The 20,492-nt window shown below is 63.7% G+C and carries 17 protein-coding genes and 1 pseudogene; 7 read left to right on the top strand and 11 right to left on the bottom strand.

What is annotated here, in order from left to right; translation table 11 throughout:
* Window positions 1-33: 33 nt before the first annotated feature.
* From ACO550_RS38620 to ACO550_RS38585, 8 genes and pseudogenes are all read right to left on the bottom strand, one after another.
* Window positions 34-1,269 (bottom strand): glycosyltransferase family 4 protein, encoded by a 1,236-nt coding sequence (locus ACO550_RS38620; RefSeq protein ID WP_485995161.1) that lies wholly within the window; start codon window positions 1,267-1,269, stop codon window positions 34-36.
* Window positions 1,251-2,348 carry a glycosyltransferase gene (locus tag ACO550_RS38615; protein WP_315598444.1) on the bottom strand — a complete coding sequence of 366 codons (1,098 nt, stop codon included), beginning with the start codon at window positions 2,346-2,348 and terminating at the stop codon, window positions 1,251-1,253. Before ACO550_RS38615 ends, ACO550_RS38620 begins: the two co-directional genes overlap by 19 nt.
* 19 nt (window positions 2,349-2,367) lie before the next feature.
* Window positions 2,368-3,393, bottom strand: coding sequence for a glycosyltransferase (locus tag ACO550_RS38610; protein ID WP_315598445.1), 1,026 nt, complete (start codon window positions 3,391-3,393; stop codon window positions 2,368-2,370).
* A gap of 22 nt (window positions 3,394-3,415) precedes the next feature.
* Window positions 3,416-4,426, bottom strand: a complete 1,011-nt coding sequence (locus ACO550_RS38605) for a glycosyltransferase family protein (protein WP_315598446.1) — start codon at window positions 4,424-4,426, stop codon at window positions 3,416-3,418.
* A gap of 17 nt (window positions 4,427-4,443) precedes the next feature.
* Entirely contained in the window at window positions 4,444-6,651 is a 2,208-nt protein-coding gene (locus ACO550_RS38600; protein WP_315598447.1) for a GNVR domain-containing protein, read from the bottom strand.
* Between the two features lie 25 nt (window positions 6,652-6,676).
* Window positions 6,677-7,780 carry a polysaccharide biosynthesis/export family protein gene (locus tag ACO550_RS38595; protein ID WP_485995160.1) on the bottom strand — a complete coding sequence of 368 codons (1,104 nt, stop codon included), beginning with the start codon at window positions 7,778-7,780 and terminating at the stop codon, window positions 6,677-6,679.
* Window positions 7,781-7,865: 85 nt separating this feature from the next.
* Window positions 7,866-8,459: pseudogene (locus tag ACO550_RS38590) on the bottom strand (sugar transferase); the annotation flags it as partial.
* Between the two features lie 259 nt (window positions 8,460-8,718).
* A complete protein-coding gene (locus ACO550_RS38585; protein WP_485995159.1) occupies window positions 8,719-10,245 on the bottom strand; it encodes a mannose-1-phosphate guanylyltransferase/mannose-6-phosphate isomerase in 1,527 nt (508 codons plus the stop codon).
* Window positions 10,246-10,310: 65 nt separating this feature from the next.
* On the opposite strand from ACO550_RS38585, the gene ACO550_RS38580 reads away from it, so the two are divergent.
* The 6 genes from ACO550_RS38580 (at window position 10,311) to rfbC (ending at window position 15,341) form a co-directional block, all read left to right on the top strand.
* Window positions 10,311-10,538 (top strand): hypothetical protein, encoded by a 228-nt coding sequence (locus tag ACO550_RS38580; protein WP_315598448.1) that lies wholly within the window; start codon window positions 10,311-10,313, stop codon window positions 10,536-10,538.
* Between the two features lie 275 nt (window positions 10,539-10,813).
* Window positions 10,814-11,899: a GlxA family transcriptional regulator gene (locus ACO550_RS38575; protein WP_315598449.1), complete on the top strand. Its 1,086-nt coding sequence runs from the start codon at window positions 10,814-10,816 to the stop codon at window positions 11,897-11,899.
* A gap of 2 nt (window positions 11,900-11,901) precedes the next feature.
* Complete coding sequence (locus ACO550_RS38570) at window positions 11,902-12,708, top strand: 2OG-Fe(II) oxygenase (protein ID WP_315598450.1); 807 nt, start codon at window positions 11,902-11,904, stop codon at window positions 12,706-12,708.
* Window positions 12,709-12,748: 40 nt separating this feature from the next.
* Window positions 12,749-13,861, top strand: a complete 1,113-nt coding sequence (gene rfbB / locus ACO550_RS38565; RefSeq protein WP_315598451.1) for a dTDP-glucose 4,6-dehydratase — start codon at window positions 12,749-12,751, stop codon at window positions 13,859-13,861.
* Window positions 13,851-14,768, top strand: a complete 918-nt coding sequence (gene rfbD, locus ACO550_RS38560; protein ID WP_315598452.1) for a dTDP-4-dehydrorhamnose reductase — start codon at window positions 13,851-13,853, stop codon at window positions 14,766-14,768. The genes rfbB and rfbD overlap by 11 nt, the downstream gene beginning before the upstream one ends.
* Before the next feature lie 21 nt (window positions 14,769-14,789).
* The gene (gene rfbC / locus ACO550_RS38555; RefSeq protein ID WP_315598453.1) at window positions 14,790-15,341 is read left to right on the top strand and encodes a dTDP-4-dehydrorhamnose 3,5-epimerase; all 552 of its coding nucleotides are present in this window, start codon (window positions 14,790-14,792) and stop codon (window positions 15,339-15,341) included.
* A 16-nt stretch (window positions 15,342-15,357) separates the two neighbouring features.
* Here the strand turns inward: rfbC and ACO550_RS38550 are convergent, their stop codons facing one another.
* Entirely contained in the window at window positions 15,358-16,443 is a 1,086-nt protein-coding gene (locus ACO550_RS38550; protein ID WP_485995158.1) for a PA0069 family radical SAM protein, read from the bottom strand.
* Window positions 16,444-16,531: 88 nt separating this feature from the next.
* The gene (locus ACO550_RS38545) at window positions 16,532-17,047 is read right to left on the bottom strand and encodes an Lrp/AsnC ligand binding domain-containing protein (RefSeq protein WP_315598892.1); all 516 of its coding nucleotides are present in this window, start codon (window positions 17,045-17,047) and stop codon (window positions 16,532-16,534) included.
* Between the two features lie 110 nt (window positions 17,048-17,157).
* Here ACO550_RS38545 and ACO550_RS38540 point away from each other — a divergent pair, with 110 nt between their 5' ends.
* Window positions 17,158-18,462, top strand: coding sequence for a D-amino acid dehydrogenase (locus tag ACO550_RS38540; RefSeq protein ID WP_315598893.1), 1,305 nt, complete (start codon window positions 17,158-17,160; stop codon window positions 18,460-18,462).
* 60 nt (window positions 18,463-18,522) lie between these two features.
* Here the strand turns inward: ACO550_RS38540 and ACO550_RS38535 are convergent, their stop codons facing one another.
* Window positions 18,523-20,307, bottom strand: a complete 1,785-nt coding sequence (locus ACO550_RS38535; RefSeq protein WP_315598894.1) for an acyl-CoA dehydrogenase C-terminal domain-containing protein — start codon at window positions 20,305-20,307, stop codon at window positions 18,523-18,525.
* Between the last annotated feature and the right edge of the window lie 185 nt (window positions 20,308-20,492).

The raw sequence follows: 20,492 nt of genomic DNA, 5'->3' as shown, positions 1-20,492 counted from the left end.
TTGGCGGCATCGTTGGCGGCAACCTTGGCGACATCAATGCGGTGCAACGGCCAGTGGATCGACGACCGGCGGAGGCGTGGCGGGGGCGCGATCGACCATCTGCCGCAAGACCGGCGCCTGTTCCATGGCGGTGCGTACCATGGCCAGGAACTCACGCCGGAAGCGCTCGGGCGAAAACTGCAGGGCATTGCGTCGGCATGGTGCCGACAGGAACGGGCCGGTATCCTCGAAACGGCACACCGCACGCACGATGTCCTCGACGGTCTGGCGCGGAAAGAACACCCCGGTGCGCAGGTCGCGGTCACGGCTGTCGATCACACTCTCGCGCGCACCGCCCTGTCCGAGCGCGATCACCGGCGTGCCACAGGCCTGCGCCTCCACGGCCACGATGCCAAAGTCCTCCTCGGCCGCGAACACAAACGCACGCGCGCGTTGCATATGGGCTACCAGCACCTCGGTCGGCTGATACCCAAGCACGCGCACATTTGGCGTGGCCATATCGCGTATCCGTTCGAGATCCGGACCATCTCCAATCACCACGAGCTGCTTGTCCGGCATTGCCGCGAACGCTTCGACGATCAGGCTGACTTTCTTGTACGGCACCAGCCGCGACGCCGTCAGGAAGAAATCCTCGCGTTGCTCGCACAGGCTGAAATGTTCGACATCGACCGGCGGGTACACCACGGCGGCATCCCGGCCATAGACCTTGCGGATGCGGCGCGCGACATAGGCGGAGTTGGCCACGAACAGGTCCACGCCGTGCGCAGTACGCTGATCCCAGATCCGCATGTAGTGAAGGATCGCCCGTGCCAGCCAGCTCTTCACGCCACGCGTCAGGTTCGATTCGGTCAGGTACTGGTGCTGCAAATCCCACGCGTAACGGATCGGCGAGTGCACATAGCTGACGTGCACCTGGCCAGGTCCGGTGATGACACCCTTGGCCACCGCATGGCTCGATGAAATCACCAGGTCGTAGCCGGACAGGTCCAGTTGCTCGACCGCCAGCGGCATCAATGGCAGGTAGGCACGAAACGACTTCCGCGCACGCGGCAGGCGCTGGATAAACGTGGTCGTCGCGTGCTTGCCCTGCAGCGCGTGCCGTTGTGCCTCTGGAAAGAAGTCGACCACGCTGAACAGGTCGGCCTCGGGCCATATCCTGAGGATCTGTTCCAGCACGCGCTCGGACCCTGCATAGGTCGTCAGCCATTCGTGTACCACGGCGACCTTGCCGAACTCGCCGGGTGAAGGATTCATCGCTGTGCAAGCCATGGTGAGATCTCGCTGAGTAACCGCGCGGCGGTAGCGCGCCAGGAATACCGTTCCACGTGCGCGTAGCCCTGCCTGCGCAGGGTGTCGCGCAACGCGCCGTCATGCATCACACGCGTCAGCAGTTCGCCGAACTCACGCGCGCTGGTCGGCTGGAAGTAAAGCGCGGCCGTGCCGCAGGCTTCGCGCACCGAAGGCAGGTTCGAGGCAAGCACCGGGCAGCCCAGTGTCATCGCTTCCACGGGCGGCAAGCCATAGCCTTCGTAAAGCGATGGAAAAACGAAGCAGGCCGCATCGCGGAACAACGCCTTGAGGTCGGCATCGTCGACATAGCCGACCCGCTTGACGCTGGCCGTGGTCTGCTGCCTGATCGACTGGAACACCGGCGATGCGGCGCCAACGATCACGACGTCATAGTCGGCTGCTCCCAGCATCTCCACGGCCTCGACCACCAGCCGGAAATTCTTGTGATAGCTGGCGCTGCTGACCGCGAGCACATAGGGGCGGTCCGACAACTGGAACTTCCGGCGCACGTCCGCGGCTTCGGGCAGGCGCAGCATATGGTCGCCACTCATTGGCAATACGCCAACCTTGGCGTCGGGAATGCGATACGCATCCACGATCTCGCCGCGCGAAAACTCGGACACCGTCAGCACGCGCCGTGCGATGCGACCCACCCATGGCGCCATGAAGCGATACCACGCCCGGAACGCACGCGAGTAAGCCTGCGGTACGCGCATCGGCGCGGCATCGTGCATCACCGTGACCTGGTTCGGATACAGCAACGGCGCCGCATTGCACAGGTTCAGCAGCAGGGAACCGCGTGCGGCCAGCGGCAGGCTCACCTGCTCCCAGTACTGCCCCTTGCCACCTGGCACCGTGCGGATGCGCAGATGCGGAAACTGCCGTGGCTCCGCCGTTACCGACGCCGGCACCAGCAATTCAAAGGACAATCCGGCCGTGGCAGGATCCTGCTCCGCCACCAGCCGGTCGATGCTGCGCACTACCTCGTACGCGAAGCGATCGACGCCGGTGGCGCGCCGTCCCAGGAAGCGGCCGTTGATCGAGATGGTGCTGGTCACGGTCTCGCTCCTGTGCATTTCAGTAGCCGGCGCGCGCCAGCGGGTTGGCGATATACCGCACTACCCGGTTGCTGAACGAAGCCACCGGCACGAGGCACAACGCCGTCAGGCACCACACCGCCACCTTCTTGCGTGCGCTCCAGAACGGGTTGGCAACAATCGTATGGAAATAGCGGCCCGATTCATGCAGGAACCAGTGCCAGCGCCGCGCCAATGGCGCGCCATAGACCACCGTGGCGAATTCCGCCTTCTCCACGGAGAAATCGAGAATGACAGGTGGCAGCACGATGCCAAGGCGCTCGCGCGCAATGACCCTCAGGATCGCCCAGCGTCGCGCCGCTTGCCGGGCTCCGGCAAGCGCATCCTCGGCATTGGCCAGCGACAGGCTCGCACTGCCCTGTGCTTGCGCACCCTTGCGCGTCTGCCGGTGCACGCGGTAGCACCCTAGCGAACGTTCGATTGCAGATACCTCGCCCACCAGCGCGATGCCGTAGATCGCATAGAAATCTGCACCGTGGATATTGTCGGCGTTCACCGGTACCGGGAAGATCTGCCGCAATGCATCGGCACGATAGGCGTTGCCAGACCCGGGGGGCGACGGGTACAGCCAGCCACCGCGCAGCAGCGCGCCGCAATCGGGCGCCGCGATCGACTGCGGCACCTGCACCCCTGTGGGCGTGCCATCCTCGGTGATCACATCGAGCCGGTACTGGACCTTGACGCAGTGGCCCGCGGCAAATGCGGCCAGCACGGTTTCGGCGGCATCGGGGTGCAGGCGGTCATCGGCATCGAGAAACAACACGTACGGTGTCACGACCCGTTCCAACGCATGGTTGTACGCGGCCACCTGGCCACCATTGCATTGGAATACGGCCTCGATGCGCGAACCATAGCCCGCGATGATGTCGCACGATCGGTCGGTCGATCCGTCATCGACCACCATCACTGTCACGTCCTGAAGTGCGGACTGCTCCAGCGCGGAGTCGATCGCGGCCCGCAGGAACTGCGCATGGTTGTAGTTGCAGATCACAATGGTAAGCATCATGGTCCTTTGCGGGTCGGCAGCATTACAGCGAGTAGTCGGCGTTAAAGCCGAGCCGGCTCGCCTCGCCATCGGCGATCGCACGTTCGAGCAGTCGCAGCCGGTCGGCCGCCTGACGGCGCTTGCCGTACAGGCGCAACAGGGTCAGGAACACAAAGCGGTTCAAGCGATATGTGAATCCGGAACTCGACCAGTAATGCTTGTCGAACCACGCCTGGTTACGGCTGCTGTAGTAGGCGCGAAAATCGGAGCCGCTGAGCAGCATGCATTCGAAGTGGTTCTTCCAGTGGCGCTTGACGTTCCAGGACCCCTCAAGATCTTCGAGGCGGGCGCCCGTAACCAGCGCAATGTGGCCACCGCGTGCGGTCAGCCGCCACGTGTACTCGATATCGTCCGCGTACAGCACCAGTTGCCGTTCAGGCAAGCCGAGATCGAGATACATCTCGCGGTGCCCCAGGAACCCGCCATATGGCGCAAACGGCATGCGCACCACCGCGGGAATCGCCTGGGGCTGGGGCTTGCCCCATGGCGTGCGCCGCCAGATCTTGTAGGGGATACGCGCCACGTGAAAGCCGAAGTAGCTCGACCTCGGCGGCAATGCCTGCGTGGCCGGTACGCCCATCGCGATATCGGCCTGATGATCGGGACGAAATCCAAGCACCGCCGTGCGGCTACGGCCGTGCATGCGTGTCAGCAGATCGAGCTGGTGGCAGAGCACGTCGAGCGCGCCCGGGCATGGCGCATTGTCGTCGTCCATCAACCACAGGTAGTCGGTGTCGCGCGCCAGTGCGGTGGCAATTCCCACCGCATAGCCATTGGCCGATCCACTATTGGTCGGCAGACGTACCACGGTGATACGCCGGCCCCATACGGATTCCAGCGCACCGAGGTCGGATGCGGAGTTGTTGCTGACCACCACGGCATGCGCCACGCCTTCATTACCGAATGCACGACGCAGAAGCTCGGCACAATAGTGCACGCGATCGGCATAGGTGACCGTGACCAGCGTGACGCGCTTGTGGTGAGTGTGGTTCATGGCTGCCGTTCCCCTGATCAAACGGAATTGACCGGATGCGCTTCGCTGACCCCGTATGCATAGCTGTAACGATGCATCGCACCCGTGAAGTCGTTGAAGATCACGCCGCGCACGGCCACATTGGCCTGGGCCAGGCGCCGCGTGCTTTCGTCGATCTGCTCCACGGTCGTGACGCGATGCCGCGCCACCATGAACACCGTGCCGGCCAGGCGGCCGAGCACCAGCGCATCGGCCACCGGCAACAGCGGCGGACCATCGAGTATCACCATGTCATAGTGCGCGGCTACGCGCTCGACCAGCGCCGCCAGCTCCGGCTGCAGCAACAGCTCGCTCGGCCCCGATGTCAGCGCGCCCGTCGACAGGAAATCGAGTCCGTGCGATACATCGCGGCGAATCGCCTTTTCCGGCTTGCACCTGCCCGCCAACACCTCGGCAAGTCCCGGCCCGCGGTCCAAGCGGAAGCGCTTGTGCAACATGCCGTTGCGCAGGTCGGCATCGATCAGCAGCACACGACGTTTCGACGCGCCCGCCAGCGTGGCCAGGTTGGCGGCAACGAACGACTTGCCGACACTCGCGGTGGGCCCGGTGATCAGTACCACGCGATTGGGCGCGTCATGGATCGCGAAATGGAGCGTGGTGCGCACTGCGCGCAGGCTTTCGATAGCCGCATCGGGCGGTGCGTGCCCGGTACCGGGCGTCAGGAAGCGCGGCCACGTCGTGCGCAATTGCCCGGTCAGGCGACTGCGCGGCACCGTCGCATACACGGGAATGCCGGTAGCGATCTCGATTTCGTCGCGATCCTGCACCGTACCGGCGATGCGCCGCCGGGCAACCGCCAGTACGATCCCGGCCAGCAGCCCCGCCAGCAGCGATCCACCAACCGCCACCCCGCGGCGCGGCGTGATCGGCGTCTCGGGCGGCGTAGCCGGATCGATCAGCCTGACAGTGGCCACCTTGCCGGCGCGTACCAGCGTCAGTTGCTGGCGGGCATTGAGGCGATTGGTGTAGAGCTCGGTATCGACCTGCATATTGCGCTGCAACTGCAGGACCTTCTGTTCGATCAGCGGCAGTTGGCGCGTACGCCCCTGGATTACCGACAACGCGGCCTGGGCCTCGCGCATCTGTCCGTCCATGGCCAGCAGCGCGGGATGTTTCTCGGTGTATTGCGTCACCAGTTCCTGGCGTTTCTGGCGCAGGTCGACCAGGCGCGTTTCCGCCTCCACCGATTGCTGCAGCAGTGCGCGCGCTTCCTGGCTGGTGTCGACGGTACCCTGTTGGGCGCGAAATGCGTTGTAGCGGCTTTCCGATTCCTCGAGCTGGCTCTTCAGTTGCGGCAGTTGCTCGTCAAGAAAGCGGATCGACTTGTCCGCCTCCTCCGAACGGCGTCGCACATTCTGGTCCACATACTCCCTGCCAATCTCATTGAGGATCTGGGTCGCGCGCAACGGATCGATACTGTCCAGCGACACACCAATGATGCTGGACTGCTTGCCACGCTCGCCAATTGCCAGCGTCTTCTGCAACCACTCCGTGGTAGCGGTTTCGGAATAGCGCTTCAACGTAAAGCTTGCGCCGGCCGCACCGGCGGCCCGGCGCACCAGCAGGGTCAGCGGACCGCGCGCGGTATCCGCCCGCAACAACACGCCAACCTTGCCGTGCAGTGTCAACGCCGGGCCGCTCCATGCCGTGTCCAGTGTCAGGTCAAAGGCACCGTCCCGACCCAGTGTCACGACGAACGGCTTGCCCTGCCACGCTGGCGGCACATCGAACGTGGTCACGTCGATCCGCTCCTTGCCATAGACGTGGCCGGCAACCGGATGCGAGTAACCGTCGGCGCGCTCGGCCAGCCACCAGCCAATCACTGGCACAAAGCGCGGCGTCGCCTCGATATACAGCTTCAGCGTCTCCACCGCGCGCGACACCACCATGCGCGAACTCAATACCTGGATCTCCGACGTGGTATCGGGCTTGATCTCTGGCGTCAGGCGCGGATCGCCAGAGGTGGAGCGGTTCTCGATCGTGCTTGGTTCGACCTGGATCAGCATGTCGGAGCGATACACCGGCCGCGCGAACACGGCATACGCGACACCGGCCAGCAGGCAGGCCGACGTGGTACCCGCAATCAGCCAGCGGCTTGCGAACAGCGTGGTCACGGGATTCATCGGCCGGATCGGCGGACGGCCGGGCGGCTCGTAGGCCGGGTTCGCAAGATAGGATGAATGCATGCGGTGCTCCTGGTTGGCCGCGGCGCTAGGGCGCCAGCGCGCGGCTGGCCGTCGCCGTCTGCGCGGTGGGTAACAGCAGGTTGACCACCCGGCTCCAGCGCACCAGCGACGAGGTGTCGACGAACACCACATCGTTGGCCTGCAGCGCGAAGCCATCTGCCAGTGCCATGGCCGATGGCGTACTCGCATCGAGGTGGTACACCTCGGGCTGGTTACCACCATCGCCACGCACCACGTACACCTGTTGTGCATCGCCCGAGTACTGGCTCACGCCGCCCGCGTCACCGAGCGCCTGGTTGAGGCTCAGCTTGCCGTTGTTGAGCGTCAACGCGGACGTACGGGCCACTTCGCCAATGACGTAGACCTTGCTGTCCGTCGCGGTATGCACGCGCACCAGGTCGCCATCGCGCAACAGGATGTCGGATGGATTGGCGCCCTTGGCAATCAGGTCCGGCAGGCTGATACGCGCGGTTTTCTCGGCTCGCGTGACCGACACCCACGAACGGTCGGCCACCGCGTTGAATCCGCCGGCGCGGTTGATGGCCTCGGGCAGTGTCATCGGCACATCGTTGATGATCTGCAGGCCTGGCACCTGCACCGCGCCATCCAGGTAGACGCGCTTGCTGCGATAGGCCTGGATGCGCAGCGTGATCTGCGGGTTGCGCACATACTCGGCCAGCCGTTGCGTAAGCCGGTCGCGCGCCTGCGCTTCAGTCAGGCCAGCCACCGGTACCATGCCCACGAATGCATACTGCACATTGCCGGCAGCATCGACGGTGTAGCCGGTCACCACCGCGTTCGAGCCCGACGTGTCGACGCCGCTGGTGACCTGCAGCGCGGGCAGGTTCAACTCCGGATGCCCCCAAACCACGATGCTCAGCACATCGCCGGCACCCAGTACATAGGGACGCGGCTTGTCGAACAATGCCTGCACCTCGGGTGCCACGCCGTTCGGCCGCGCTGCGCGTTGCGCGTTGATCAACGCACTGTCGATCTCGATCAGCCTGTCACGCGAGACGGACCCCACGCCGTTCATCGACGGCAGGCTGCCGGCGGGCAACGTCGATACACCCGATGACACCTCGCCGGTGCGCGCCTGGGAAGCCTGCGCGCCAGACTGGTACGACATGCCCGGCGCCATCGCGCAGGCACCGAGCAGCGTTGTTGTGAAGCCCCACAGCAGTATCACTGCGAGGCGCCGGAACCACGGAAGTTTAGTATGCGCCGCGACCACGAAGCACCACCCCGATTGTCTTGAACAGAATCACGATATCGCCGCCGAAGGTCCAGTTCCTGACGTAGGCGACGTCGAGCGCCACGCGCGTGTCGTAGTCGGTATCGTTGCGGCCACTGACCTGCCACAGCCCCGTAATGCCTGGCAGTACCTCCAGGTAGTACGACACCGAATCGCCGTAGCGTTCCAGCTCCTTCTCGACCACCGGCCGAGGGCCCACCAGGCTCATGTCGCCGCGTACCACGTTCCACAACTGCGGCAACTCGTCGATGCTGGTCTTGCGGATGAAGTGCCCGAACCGCGTTACGCGCACGTCATTCTTGAGTTTGAAATCCGCGGCCCATTCCGCGCGTGCCTGGGCATCGCTGGCGAGCAAGTCCTTGAGCACCGCATCGGCATTGCGCACCATCGACCTGAACTTCAGGCACTTGAACTTGCGCCCGTCCACCCCGACCCGCGTATGGCCATACAGGCAGGGACCGCCATCGCGCATCACGAGCAACGCCACCATGACCAGCAGCGGCGATAGCAGCAACATCAGCACCAGTGCCGCGGCAACATCGAACACGCGCTTGGTGCCCAGCCCGAACGCAAGTACGCGCGGCCGGGCAGTCCGCTCCGCTGGCGTCGCCGGCGCCGTGGTCACTGATGGCGCCATGATGCCCGGCAGCTCCGGAGGCATGGCCGGCGATGCGGCGGTCAGCCGGCTCGGCATGATGCCGATTCTCGACAGCAGCGATTTCAGGACTGGCATGGCGACTTCTCCCGTAGCCATAGGTTGGAGAGCGGGTACCGAGGCGCCGCATGCCGGCGGCGCCTCGGGGGCAAGGGGATCAGGCGCAACGGCCGTAGGTGTCGGCAAGCCGGACGATGTCGTCCTCGCCGAGATAGGAGCCGGATTGCACCTCGATGACTTCGAGCGGCAGCTTTCCCGGGTTCTCCAGCCGGTGCATGACGCCAATCGGGATATAGGTGGATTCGTTCTCGCTGAGCAGGAACTGCTCGTCGCCGCGTGTCACGCGGGCCGTGCCGCGCACCACGGTCCAGTGTTCGGCGCGGTGGTGATGCAGTTGCAGCGACAGCGACGCTCCGGGATGCACGACGATGTGCTTGACCTGGAAGCGTTCGCCGTGATCGAGCGAGTCGTAGCAACCCCATGGCCGCTGCACCTTGCGGTGCGTCTCGGCCTCGGTGCCCGCCTGCCGCGCGATGCGTTCGACCAGGCCCTTGATGGCCTGCACGTGCGAGCGGTCCACCACCAGCACCGCGTCGGCAGTCTCGACCACGATCAGGTTCTGCGTGCCCACGCAGGCCACGAGCCGCCCATCGGCATGCGCGTAGCAAGACGTGGCGCTCTCGTACAACACGCGCCCGCGCGCCGCATTGCCGTCGGCATCCTTGTCGATGGCGTCCCACACGGCGTCCCATGAGCCCAGGTCGGACCAGCCGGCCACCAGCGGCACCACCACGCCTTGCACGTCGTCGGTACGCGCCAGATGCTCCATCACGGCATAGTCGATCGAGTCCGAGGGCACGGCCGAGAATGCCGCGGTGTCCGGATGGTGGAAGTTCCCTTCGGTGCGGCCCGCGTCGAAAGCCCGCTTGCAGGCATCGAACATGTCTGGCTGCAGTCGTTGCAGCGCCGCCAGCCAGGTGCTGGCACGCACCACGAAGATGCCGCTATTCCACCAGTACTCGTTCGATGCCACGTACTGCTGCGCAAGCTCGGCGGCGGGCTTTTCCACGAATGCGTCGATGCGATGCGCAATATCGCCCAGCGGCGCGCCAATGCGGATATAGCCGTAGCCCGTATCCGCGCGCGTGGGGGGCACGCCGAGCGTGACGACGGCGCCCTGTTCGGCAAAGTAAGCCGCCCGCATCACGGCGAGCCGGAACGCCGCGTCATCGGCCATGACGTGATCGGCGGGCATTGCCACCAGGATGCTGTCGTCATCCTCCTGCATCGCCAGCAGCGCCGCCATCGTCAACGCGGGCGCGGTATTGCGCCCGCTCGGCTCGACCACGATACGGGCTTCAACGCCAGCCGCTGCCAACTGCTGCGCGGTCATGAAGCGGTGGGCTTTGCCGCAGACGATGATGGGCGTGCCTTCGGCCGGCGCCTCACCGTGCAACGCCGCCATGCGCCGCACGGTGGCCTGCAGCAGCGTATCGCGGCCAAGCACGTCGATCAGTTGCTTCGGATACTGCTTGCGCGACAGTGGCCACAGCCGCGTACCCGAGCCGCCGGCCAGCACTACCGTGGTGAGGCGCATGGTTACCAGCGGCGGCACGGCGCCTGCGGCAACGCCAACCTTTGCATCCACTGCGTCCACTGCATCGATGGGATCGGTCGTGTGCATCTTCAGCTCCTGTACGGCGGGTCAAGCAGCGTGAAAACCGTTTTGCTGCACTGAAGCATAGATGCGTGGAATTGCCGCAAAGGCGGCTGGCTGAAAATGCAGAAGCTTTGGCCGATGGGGCGGATAAAAGCGGGCTAAAACAAGGACAAAAGAAACGTCCAAGGTATTTTCTGGGGAAACAAGGGATTTATTTTTTTATCTGTGCGGTGGCGCACATGCCACTCGTTCCCAGACAAGGTGCGCGATTATCGGGTCCGCATCAAATCGGCAAGCAGCACGCACAAACCCCGTGAAATCTGAAGCTTAGGGCCTGCCCTTTCCCCAGATCAGTGAATTTTCTTCCTTATGGAGGCGTTAAGGCAGCCAGTAATATTTACGATAATGATTCATTTTTGATAATCAATCCGATGCGATTTTCGCATTTCTGATAGATTTTCAATCGAACCCAGTAATAATCCGCCAACATTGCGCAAAAATCCGACACAGGGCATTGTGCATTGCCGCATATTGCTTATGATGCAATGCAATAGATTCGAGTTCGAAGTTTCTTAGCAAGGGTGGGAACGCCATGGAAAGCCTTGTCGAGATACCTCCGCCAGTCCGCCCCCTGGGCCTGCTACCGGTAGCGGGTAATCGTGCGATCCAGCGCATCGGGCTGATGTTGTTCGACGGTTGCTCGCTGCTGACCGCAGGAATCATTGCGGAGGCGTTCCGCGTGGCCAATGAACTCGAACTGCAGCGCAACCGGCGTCCGGTCTACCAGTTGTCACTGCTGTCCTATCGCGGCGGCAATGTTGCGTGTTCCTCGTCGGTGCGGGTCTGGACCCAAGGCCTCGATGCGCTTGGCCAGCGCGGCTTCAATGCCATCTTCATTGCCTGCAGCGAACGCGAGCCCGTGGGGGAACGCGACGCGCGACTGATGAGCGCCTTGATGGAAGTGAGCGCATCGGTGCTGGAGCGCTGCGGCAGAAGCCGCGACGTGCCGACGCCGCGCGTGTCGCGTGCACTCGCGCAGCGCCCGGGCGAGGGCCTTGCGGAGACCGTGCAGGCACCCGCTTCGGTGTTCTGGTGTCGTGGCGGCACCGATTCCGCGCCGGATGTCATGCCGTCGGCCATCGACATGGCACTGGCCCAGATCGAAGCGGACCTTGGCAACACAGTAGCGCGCGAGGTAGCCCGGCTGCTCGATCCCCCTCGCAATCCATCGAGCGATACGGCGCGCGCGCAGCTCGAGGCCATCCTTTCCGATGAGCGCGACGGCGATCCGGATGGCGACGATGAACGGGCATGCGCCGCGACCGGTAAGATTCGCGCCTCGGCACGCTGGATGTCCGAACACTATATGGAAGAGATTTCGGTCGCCGATGCGGCGCGCGTAGCGGCGATGAGCGAACGCAACTACCTGCGGCGCTTCAAGTTCACGCTGGGCATGACGCCTTCGGAGTACCTGCTCAGGGCGCGACTTGAAATGAGCTGCCGGTTGCTGATGAAGACGAGTCTCCCCGTCGACAAGATTGCGCGGCGTTGCGGCATGGGCAATGGCGACCGGCTCGGCAAGATCTTTCGCAAGCGGTACTCGCTGTCTCCCACCGAGTACCGCAACCAGGGCCGGGCCGGCCCATTCCAGACCACGCCGCTACTGGAGGAGACCTAAGCATGCGCCACGACCTGCTGAATATCGCCAAGCTTGACTGGATGTCACGCGAGCTGTCGGAGCCCTACCGCTCCGCCGCACCATTTCCCCATGTCTGCATCGACAACTTCCTCGACGAGGACATCTATCGCGAAGCCAGCGATGCCTTTCCGAGCAAGAAGGAAAACGTCTGGTTCAAGTTCCAGTCCGCGGCCGAGAACCTGAAGCTGCAGATCCAGGACTTCTATGCCATTCCGCCAGCGCTGCGCGCGCTGATCATGGAGTTGAACGGGCCCGGCTTCACGCGCTTCCTGGAAACGCTGACCGGCATCAAGGGGCTCGTGCCCGATCCGCACTTGCACGGTGGCGGCCTGCACCAGACGCTGCCCGGGGGACATCTGGGGCTGCATATCGACTACAACCACCACCTGGAATGGAAGCTGGACCGGCGCATCAATGTGCTGCTGTACCTGAACGACCATTGGGAAGAAAACTGGGCCGGCCATCTGCAACTGTGGGATGAAGGCGTCCAGCACTGCGTGCAGAAGATCGCGCCCATCGGCAACCGGCTGGTCATCTTCAACACCAACGAAGTGTCATGGCACGGCCATCCCGTGCCGCTGGCATGCCCGCCCGGCGTCTCGCGCCGCTCGATTGCACTCTACTACTACTCGAACGGACGCCCCGAACTGGAGGCGGCGGAGAATCACAGCACCCGATTTCAGGCGGCACCGGGGGAACACTTTCCACTGACCGCACGCGATTTCCTGCACGGCATCACGCCGCCTTACGCCAAGGCACTGGCCCGACGGATCGTAGGCCGATCGTAGGCCGCCAGCAGATTGCGCGCTGCACTGCGCGGGAGGAACCATGTCAGCACACTTGCAAACGCTCGCCGCCGGAAGCGGCGGCGCGGCACCGTCATGCGTACTCGTTACCGGAGGCGCCGGCTTCATTGGCAGCAATTTCGTACTGGACTGGCTGCATCGCCCAGACGCCGACAGCATCGTCAATGTCGACCGGCTCACATATGCCGGCAATCGCCAGAACCTTGCCTCGGTGGACACCGACGCACGCCATGTCTTCGTGCAGGCCGACATCTGCGATCGCGCCATGCTGGACACGCTGCTCGCTACTTACCGCCCACGAGCCGTGGTGCATTTCGCGGCGGAAAGCCATGTCGACCGGTCGATCCATGCACCGGACGATTTCATCCAGACCAATGTCGTCGGCACCTTCACGCTGCTCGAAGCAACGCGCGGCTACTGGGCCGGCCTCGACCCCGCTGCAAAGGCCGGTTTCCGCTTCCTGCATGTTTCCACGGACGAGGTATTCGGGTCGCTGTCAGCGGACGAAGCGCCCTTCCACGAAGCCAGTACCTTCCAGCCCAACAGTCCCTACTCGGCATCCAAGGCCGCCGCGGACCATCTGGTCCGGGCCTGGCATCACACCTATGGACTGCCGGTACTGACCACGAACTGTTCCAACAACTACGGGCCCTATCACTTCCCCGAGAAGCTGATTCCGCTGATGATCGCCAATGCCATCGCCGGCTGGCCCCTGCCGGTCTATGGCGATGGCCTCAATGTGCGCGACTGGCTCTACGTGGGCGACCACTGTGCCGCGATACGCGAAGTACTCGCACATGGGCGTCCCGGTGAAACCTACAACGTGGGGGGATGGAACGAGAAGACCAACCTCGACGTCGTGCACACGCTGTGTGACCTGCTCGATGAGCTGCACCCCCGTGCCTCGGGTTCGTACCGCAACCAGATCCGTTTCGTAAAGGACCGTCCGGGCCACGACCGCCGCTACGCGATCGATGCTGGCAAGCTCGAGCGCGAACTGGGCTGGAAACCGGTGGAAACGTTCGAGACGGGCCTGCGCAAGACCGTGCAGTGGTATCTCGATCACCAGGCCTGGGTACGCAACGTGGTCTCCGGCGAGTATCGCAACTGGATGGTGACGCAATATGCCGCGTAATCCCGAAGCGCTCCCGACACTGGTGATCACGGGCTGCAATGGCCAGGTCGGATTCGAACTGCGGCGCAGCCTGGCACCGCTGGGGCGTGTGATCGCACTTGATCGCACCGGCTGCAACCTCGCGCAACCCGACCAGGTGCGGCGTGTGGTGCGTGACCTCAAGCCCGATGTCATCGTCAACGCGGCAGCCTACACGGCGGTGGACCGCGCCGAAAGCGAGCCCGACCTGGCGTTTGCCATCAACGGCAATGCGGTCGGCATCCTGGCCGAAGAGGCCAGCGTGCTGGGCAGCCTGCTGGTGCACTACTCGACCGACTACGTCTTCGATGGCAGCGGGCGCAGGCCATACAACGAGAGCGATGTGCCAGATCCGCTATCGGTCTACGGCGCCAGCAAGCTGGCTGGCGAACGTGCCATCGCGTCGGGCGAGGCGGCGGCACTGGTCCTGCGCACGGCGTGGGTGTTTGGCGCGCATGGCGCCAACTTTGCAAAAACCATGCTGCGGCTGGGCTGTGAACGCGACAGCCTGCGCGTGGTGTCCGACCAGTTCGGCGCCCCCACGCCCGCCACGCTGATTGCCGATATCACCGCGCAGATCGTCGCACGTTCCTGGCTGTCCGGCGACCGTCGCACATTTCCATCGGGTATCTATCACCTGGCTGCCGCGGGCGAAACCAGCTGGCACGCTTATGCATGCGAACTGTTGCGCGGCGCGGCGGAGCGCGGCATCCCGCTGAAGGTGGATCCGGCGCGCATCGAGCCGATCCCGGCCGCACAGTATCCGTTGCCAGCCCGGCGCCCGGCCAACTCGCGGCTCGATACCACGCGATTGCGCCAGACGTTTGGCGTTCATCTGCCGGACTGGCAACAGGGCATGCATCACGTACTGGACCAGCTCTTGTCCTGAATCTATCTGGAGGGCGACATCATGAGCATGAACGTCATTCGCACCGAGATCCCCGATGTGCTGATCGTCGAGCCCAAGGTGTTCGGCGATGACCGCGGCTTTTTCTATGAGAGCTTCAACGGAACGGAGTTCGAAGTCGCAACCGGCCTCAAGCGAAGCTTCGTGCAGGACAACCATTCGCGCTCGGCGCGTAATGTCCTGCGCGGCTTGCACTACCAGATCCGGCATCCGCAGGGCAAACTGGTGCGCGTGATACTGGGCGAAGTATTCGATGTGGCGGTGGACCTGCGCAGGAGTTCGCCCACCTTCGGCAAATGGGTCGGTGTTACGTTGTCGGCCGAAAACAAGCGGCAACTGTGGATTCCGGAAGGCTTCGCGCACGGCTTCGTGGTGACGTCGGACCACGCCGAGTTCCTCTACAAGACCACCGACACATGGCATCCCGAGCATGAGCGCTCGCTGCTCTGGAACGATGGCCAGATTCGCATCGAATGGCCCATCGTCGGCGCGCCGACGCTTGCGGCAAAGGATGCTGCAGGCAGGGCGCTGGAAGATGCCGAGGTGTTTGCATAGTGGTCGCCCGCCGCATTCAGAACAGGCTGCCCTGCGCCGATGCCACTACCGGCACGCGGAACAGGTCGAGCCGAAGCGGCGAGCGCTGCTGGTTGAGCCCAAGCCGACGGCACGCATGCTGGAAACGCTTTTCGAGCAGATCCGCAAAGATGCCCGATCCCTTCATGCGCTGGCCAAAGGTCGAGTCATTGCGACGCCCGTCGCGGATCTGTTCGATCAGGCTGAGCACATGCCGCTGGCGTCCCGGGTAATGCTGCGCGAGCCATTCCACGAAAATGTCGTGCACCTCGAGCGGCAGGCGCAGCATCACATAGCCTGCCGCGCTTGCGCCGGCATCATGGGCCGCCTCCAGAATGCGCTCCACTTCCGTATCGGTCAGCGCGGGGATCACCGGCGCCACCAGGACCCCGGTTGGAATGCCTGCGTCGGCAAGGCGCCTGATGCCTTCGAGACGTCTTGCTGGCGTGTTCGCGCGTGGCTCGAGCTTGCGCGCGAGATCCGCCGATAGCGATGTGACCGAGATATAGACACGCGCGAGCTGCTTCTCGGCCATGCGCGCCAGGATGTCGATATCGCGCGTGACCAGCGCGGACTTGGTGGTGATGGCCACCGGATGTTCGAACTCTTCAAGTACCTCCAGGATCGCGCGAGTCAGACGCATCTCCCGTTCGATCGGCTGGTACGGATCCGTGTTGGTGCCGAGCGCGATCACCGAAGGCTGGTACGCCTTGCGCGACAGCTCGGTCCTTAGCAGCGCGGCGGCATTGGGCTTTGCGAACAGCTTGGTCTCGAAATCGAGGCCCGGCGACAAGCCCAGGTACGCGTGGGTTGGACGCGCAAAGCAATACGAGCAGCCATGCTCGCATCCGCGGTAGACGTTCACCGACTGGTCGAACGGAACATCCGGCGACTGGTTGCGCGAGATGATCGACTTGACCGTCTCCAGCGTGATGGTGGTCTGCGGCACCGGGCGCTCGCCATGGACCTCGATGTCCCCGGCGAGGCCATCGAGATCGACATCGCGCGACCAGCCGTCATACCTGGACTCGACGTTGGAAAGCGCCCCCCGGCCTTTGCGCGGCTGGGGTCGATAGGACGGCATGGGATGCCCCTTTGAGAAACGAGTACTGTATAAATATACAGTACTCATCGGAAACCCCCAAGCTGAACAGGCTGAACGGGCCGAATGTCTATGCCGCGCCGCCCTGCGTGCTTTCCCGGCCATCCACGGCAATCGCCAGCGTCTCCTTGATCTCTTCCATCACCACATAGCTCTTCGACTGCGCGGCCCCGGGCAATTGCAGCAGGATGTCGCCGAGCAGCCGCCGGTACTCGCCGATCTCGCGAATGCGCGCCTTGATCAGGTAGTCGAAGTCGCCGGACACCAGATGGCATTCCAGCACTTCGGGAATGCGCAGCACCTCGCGACGAAACTGTTCGAACATATTGCCCGACTTGTTACCGAGCGAGATTTCCACGAACACCAGCAGTGCGCTGCCCAGCAGCGTCGGATTCAGGCGCGCGTAGTAACCCATGATGACCCCGTCGCGCTCGAGCCGTTTCACGCGCTCGATGCACGGCGTAATGGTGAGTCCCACGGTCTCCGCAAGGTCCTTCATCGAGATGCGACCGTCGGCTTGCAGCACCGTCAGGATCTTCCGGTCCAGCCGATCCAGCGTACGTACCGGCTGACGACTCGTTCTCATGATTTTTTCCTGTTTTACGATTAACTTCAGTAACTATGACTGGATTGAAGTCAATAGTATAGGAGTGAATTCTTCTACAGCCTGTTCTTGCAGTACGGAGCCCCCGAAAAATGCGCGTTCTCGTTCTTGGCAGTGGTGTGATTGGCGTCACCAGTGCGTGGTATCTGGCCCGGGCCGGTCATGAAGTGATCGTGGTGGATCGCGAAAGCGGCCCCGCGCTTGGCACCAGCTTTGCCAACGCAGGCCAGATCTCGCCGGGCTATGCGTCGCCGTGGGCCGCGCCGGGCGTGCCGCTCAAAGCGATCAAATGGATGTTCCAGGAACACGCGCCGCTGAGCATCAAACCCGATGGCACGTTGTTCCAGCTGCAGTGGATGTGGCAAATGCTGCAGAACTGCACGGTCGAGCGTTACGCCACCAACAAGGAACGCATGGTGCGCCTGGCTGAATACAGCCGCGACTGCATCCGCGCATTGCGCGCCGAAACCGGGATTTCCTACGAAGGACGCCAGCAAGGGACGCTGCAGGTCTTCCGCACCGAAGCGCAGCTCGAAGCAGCATCGCGCGATATCGCGGTGCTCGAAGAAGCCGGCGTGCCCTACGAATTGCTCTCGCGCGAAGAACTCGGCGCGAGCGAACCGGCGCTTGCCGCTGCTGGCCAAAAGCTGGCCGGCGGCCTGCGCCTGCCGAACGATGAAACCGGGGACTGCCAGCTGTTTACCGAACGGCTGGCAGCCATGGCTGCATCGATCGGCGTGCAGTTCCTTTACAACCGTTCAATCGATGGCCTGCTGACCGAAGGCGATGCCGTGACCGGTGCCGTGGTGGGTGGCCAGCCAATGCTGGCCGATGCCGTGGTGGTGGCCCTGGGCAGCTGGTCGACCCCGTTCGTCAAGCATGTGTTGCCTGGCTTGTCGAACCTGCCGGTCTATCCGCTCAAGGGCTTCTCGATCACGGTACCGCTGCTCGATGCCGAAAAGAGCCCGGTCTCGACCGTGCTCGATGAAACCTACAAGGTGGCCATCACCCGCTTCGACGATCGGATCCGCGTAGGCGGCATGGCGCAGATCGTCGGCTACGACCGCTCGCTGGACCCGAACAAGCGCCGCACGCTTGAACATGTGGTCACCGACCTGTTCCCCGGTGCGGGCGACGTAAGCCGCGCCACGTTCTGGACCGGCCTGCGCCCGATGACGCCGGACGGCACACCGGTGGTAGGCCCCGCCGGCATTCGCGGCCTGTGGCTCAATACCGGCCACGGCACGCTAGGCTGGACCATGGCATGTGGCTCGGGCCAGTTGCTGTCGGATCTGGTATCCGGTGCGCGCCCGGCGATTCGCGCCGACGACCTGTCGGTGGACCGGTATCGCAAGCAACCGCGCTCGCATCACGTGCCGCGCCCGATGCCTGCTTGATTGTTTTTGTCTTTCTCCCCTCTCCCGCAGCGCGGGAGAGGGGAGCAACCCATCAGCAAATCAGAACTGCTCGGCTGTCAGCGCATTGACCGGCGCCGCGCCATCCACGATTGCCGCGCGTAGCGATGAAGCCTGCGACAGGATGTGCTGGCCGAAGAAATGCGCGGTCGCAATCTTGGCCTCATAGAACGACGGATCTTCCGCACGCTTTGCATCGGCCGCCAGCATGGCGCGGCCAAACTGCCAGCCCGAGAACACGATGCCGCACAGCTTCAGGTACGGCACGCTGCCAGCGAACACGGCGTTGGGATCGGCCTTCGCGTTGTCCACCACGAACTGCACCACTGCTTCCAGCGCCTCGCGGCCCTGCTTCAGTTGCGTCTGTACGGCCGTAAATGCCGCACCGCCATGCCGGCCAAGCGCGGCTTCGGTCTCGGCGATCTGCGCGCAGATCGCGCGGGCCACGGCTCCGCCATCGCGCACGGTCTTGCGTCCCACGAGGTCATTGGCCTGGATCGCAGTCGTGCCTTCATAGATCGGCAGGATGCGCGCATCGCGATAGTGCTGTGCCGCGCCGGTTTCCTCGATGAAGCCCATGCCACCGTGTACCTGCACGCCGAGGCTGGTGACATCGATCGACAGTTCGGTGCTCCAGCCCTTGACCACCGGCACCATGAATTCGTACAGCGCCATGTTCTGCTTGCGCACCGCTTCATCGGGATGCTGGTGCGCGATGTCGCTGGCCGCCGCGGCCACATAGGCCACACTGCGCGCACCTTCGATCAGCGCACGCATCGTCAGCAGCATGCGCTTGATGTCCGGATGGTGAATGATGGTCACGGCCTCGCGCGCCGACCCGTCGACCGGGCGGCTTTGCACACGGTCCTTCGCATACGCCACGGCCTGCTGGTACGCACGCTCCGACACCGCGATCCCTTGCATGCCCACCGAGAAACGCGCCGAATTCATCATGATGAACATGTATTCGAGACCGCGATTCTCTTCGCCCACCAGTGTGCCGATCGCACCACCGTGGTCGCCAAACTGCAGCACTGCCGTGGGGCTCGCCTTGATGCCGAGCTTGTGTTCGATCGATACGCAATGCACGTCGTTACGCGCACCGGGCGTGCCGTCCGCGTTCACCATGAACTTCGGCACGATGAACAACGAGATGCCCTTGACGCCCTCGGGAGCGTTTGGCGTACGGGCCAGCACCAGATGGACGATGTTGTCCGCCATGTCGTGCTCGCCGTAGGTAATGAAGATCTTGGTGCCGAAAACCTTGAAGGTGCCATCGCCTTGCGGCTCGGCGCGGGTGCGCACTGCGGCCAGGTCCGAACCGGCCTGTGGCTCGGTCAGGTTCATCGTGCCGGTCCACTCACCCGAGATCAGCTTCGGCAGGAAGGTGGCCTTCTGCGCATCGGTACCGGCTGTCAGCAGTGCCTCGATCGCGCCATCGGTCAGCAGCGGACACAGCGCAAACGACAGGTTCGCGGTGTTCAGCATCTCGTTGCATGGCGTGGCCACCAGCTTCGGCAAACCCTGGCCGCCAAAGTCGGCCGGATGCAGCACCCCTTGCCAGCCGCCTTCGCCAAACTGGCGGAATGCGTCCTTGAAGCCGGGCGTGGTGGTGACCACGCCGTCCTTCCAGCTACTCGGGTCGGTGTCGCCGATGCGGTTCAGCGGTGCCACCACCTGTTCGTTGAATCTGGCCGATTCCTCGAGGATCGCCTGCGCGGTGTCGGGCGTGGCCTCTTCATAACCGGGCAGTTGGCTGATGTGATCAAGGTCGGCCAGTTCGGTCATCGCGAACAGCATGTCCTTGAGCGGTGCACGGTAGGTCATCGATGTCTCCACGTTATTTGTAAAAAAGCCGCTCGCGGGATTCACCCGGAACGGCTTTTATTCTTCTTGTTGCGGTGGCCAGTTCAACATGCGTCGAACCGGCCGGTCGGGCTCGATCAGCCCAGTGCTGCCACCAGCTCGGGGATCACGGTATTCAGGTCACCCACCAGGCCGTAGTCCGCCAC

The organism is Cupriavidus sp. (assembly GCF_057315035.1).
This window is presented reverse-complemented; position numbering and strand designations above follow the sequence as displayed.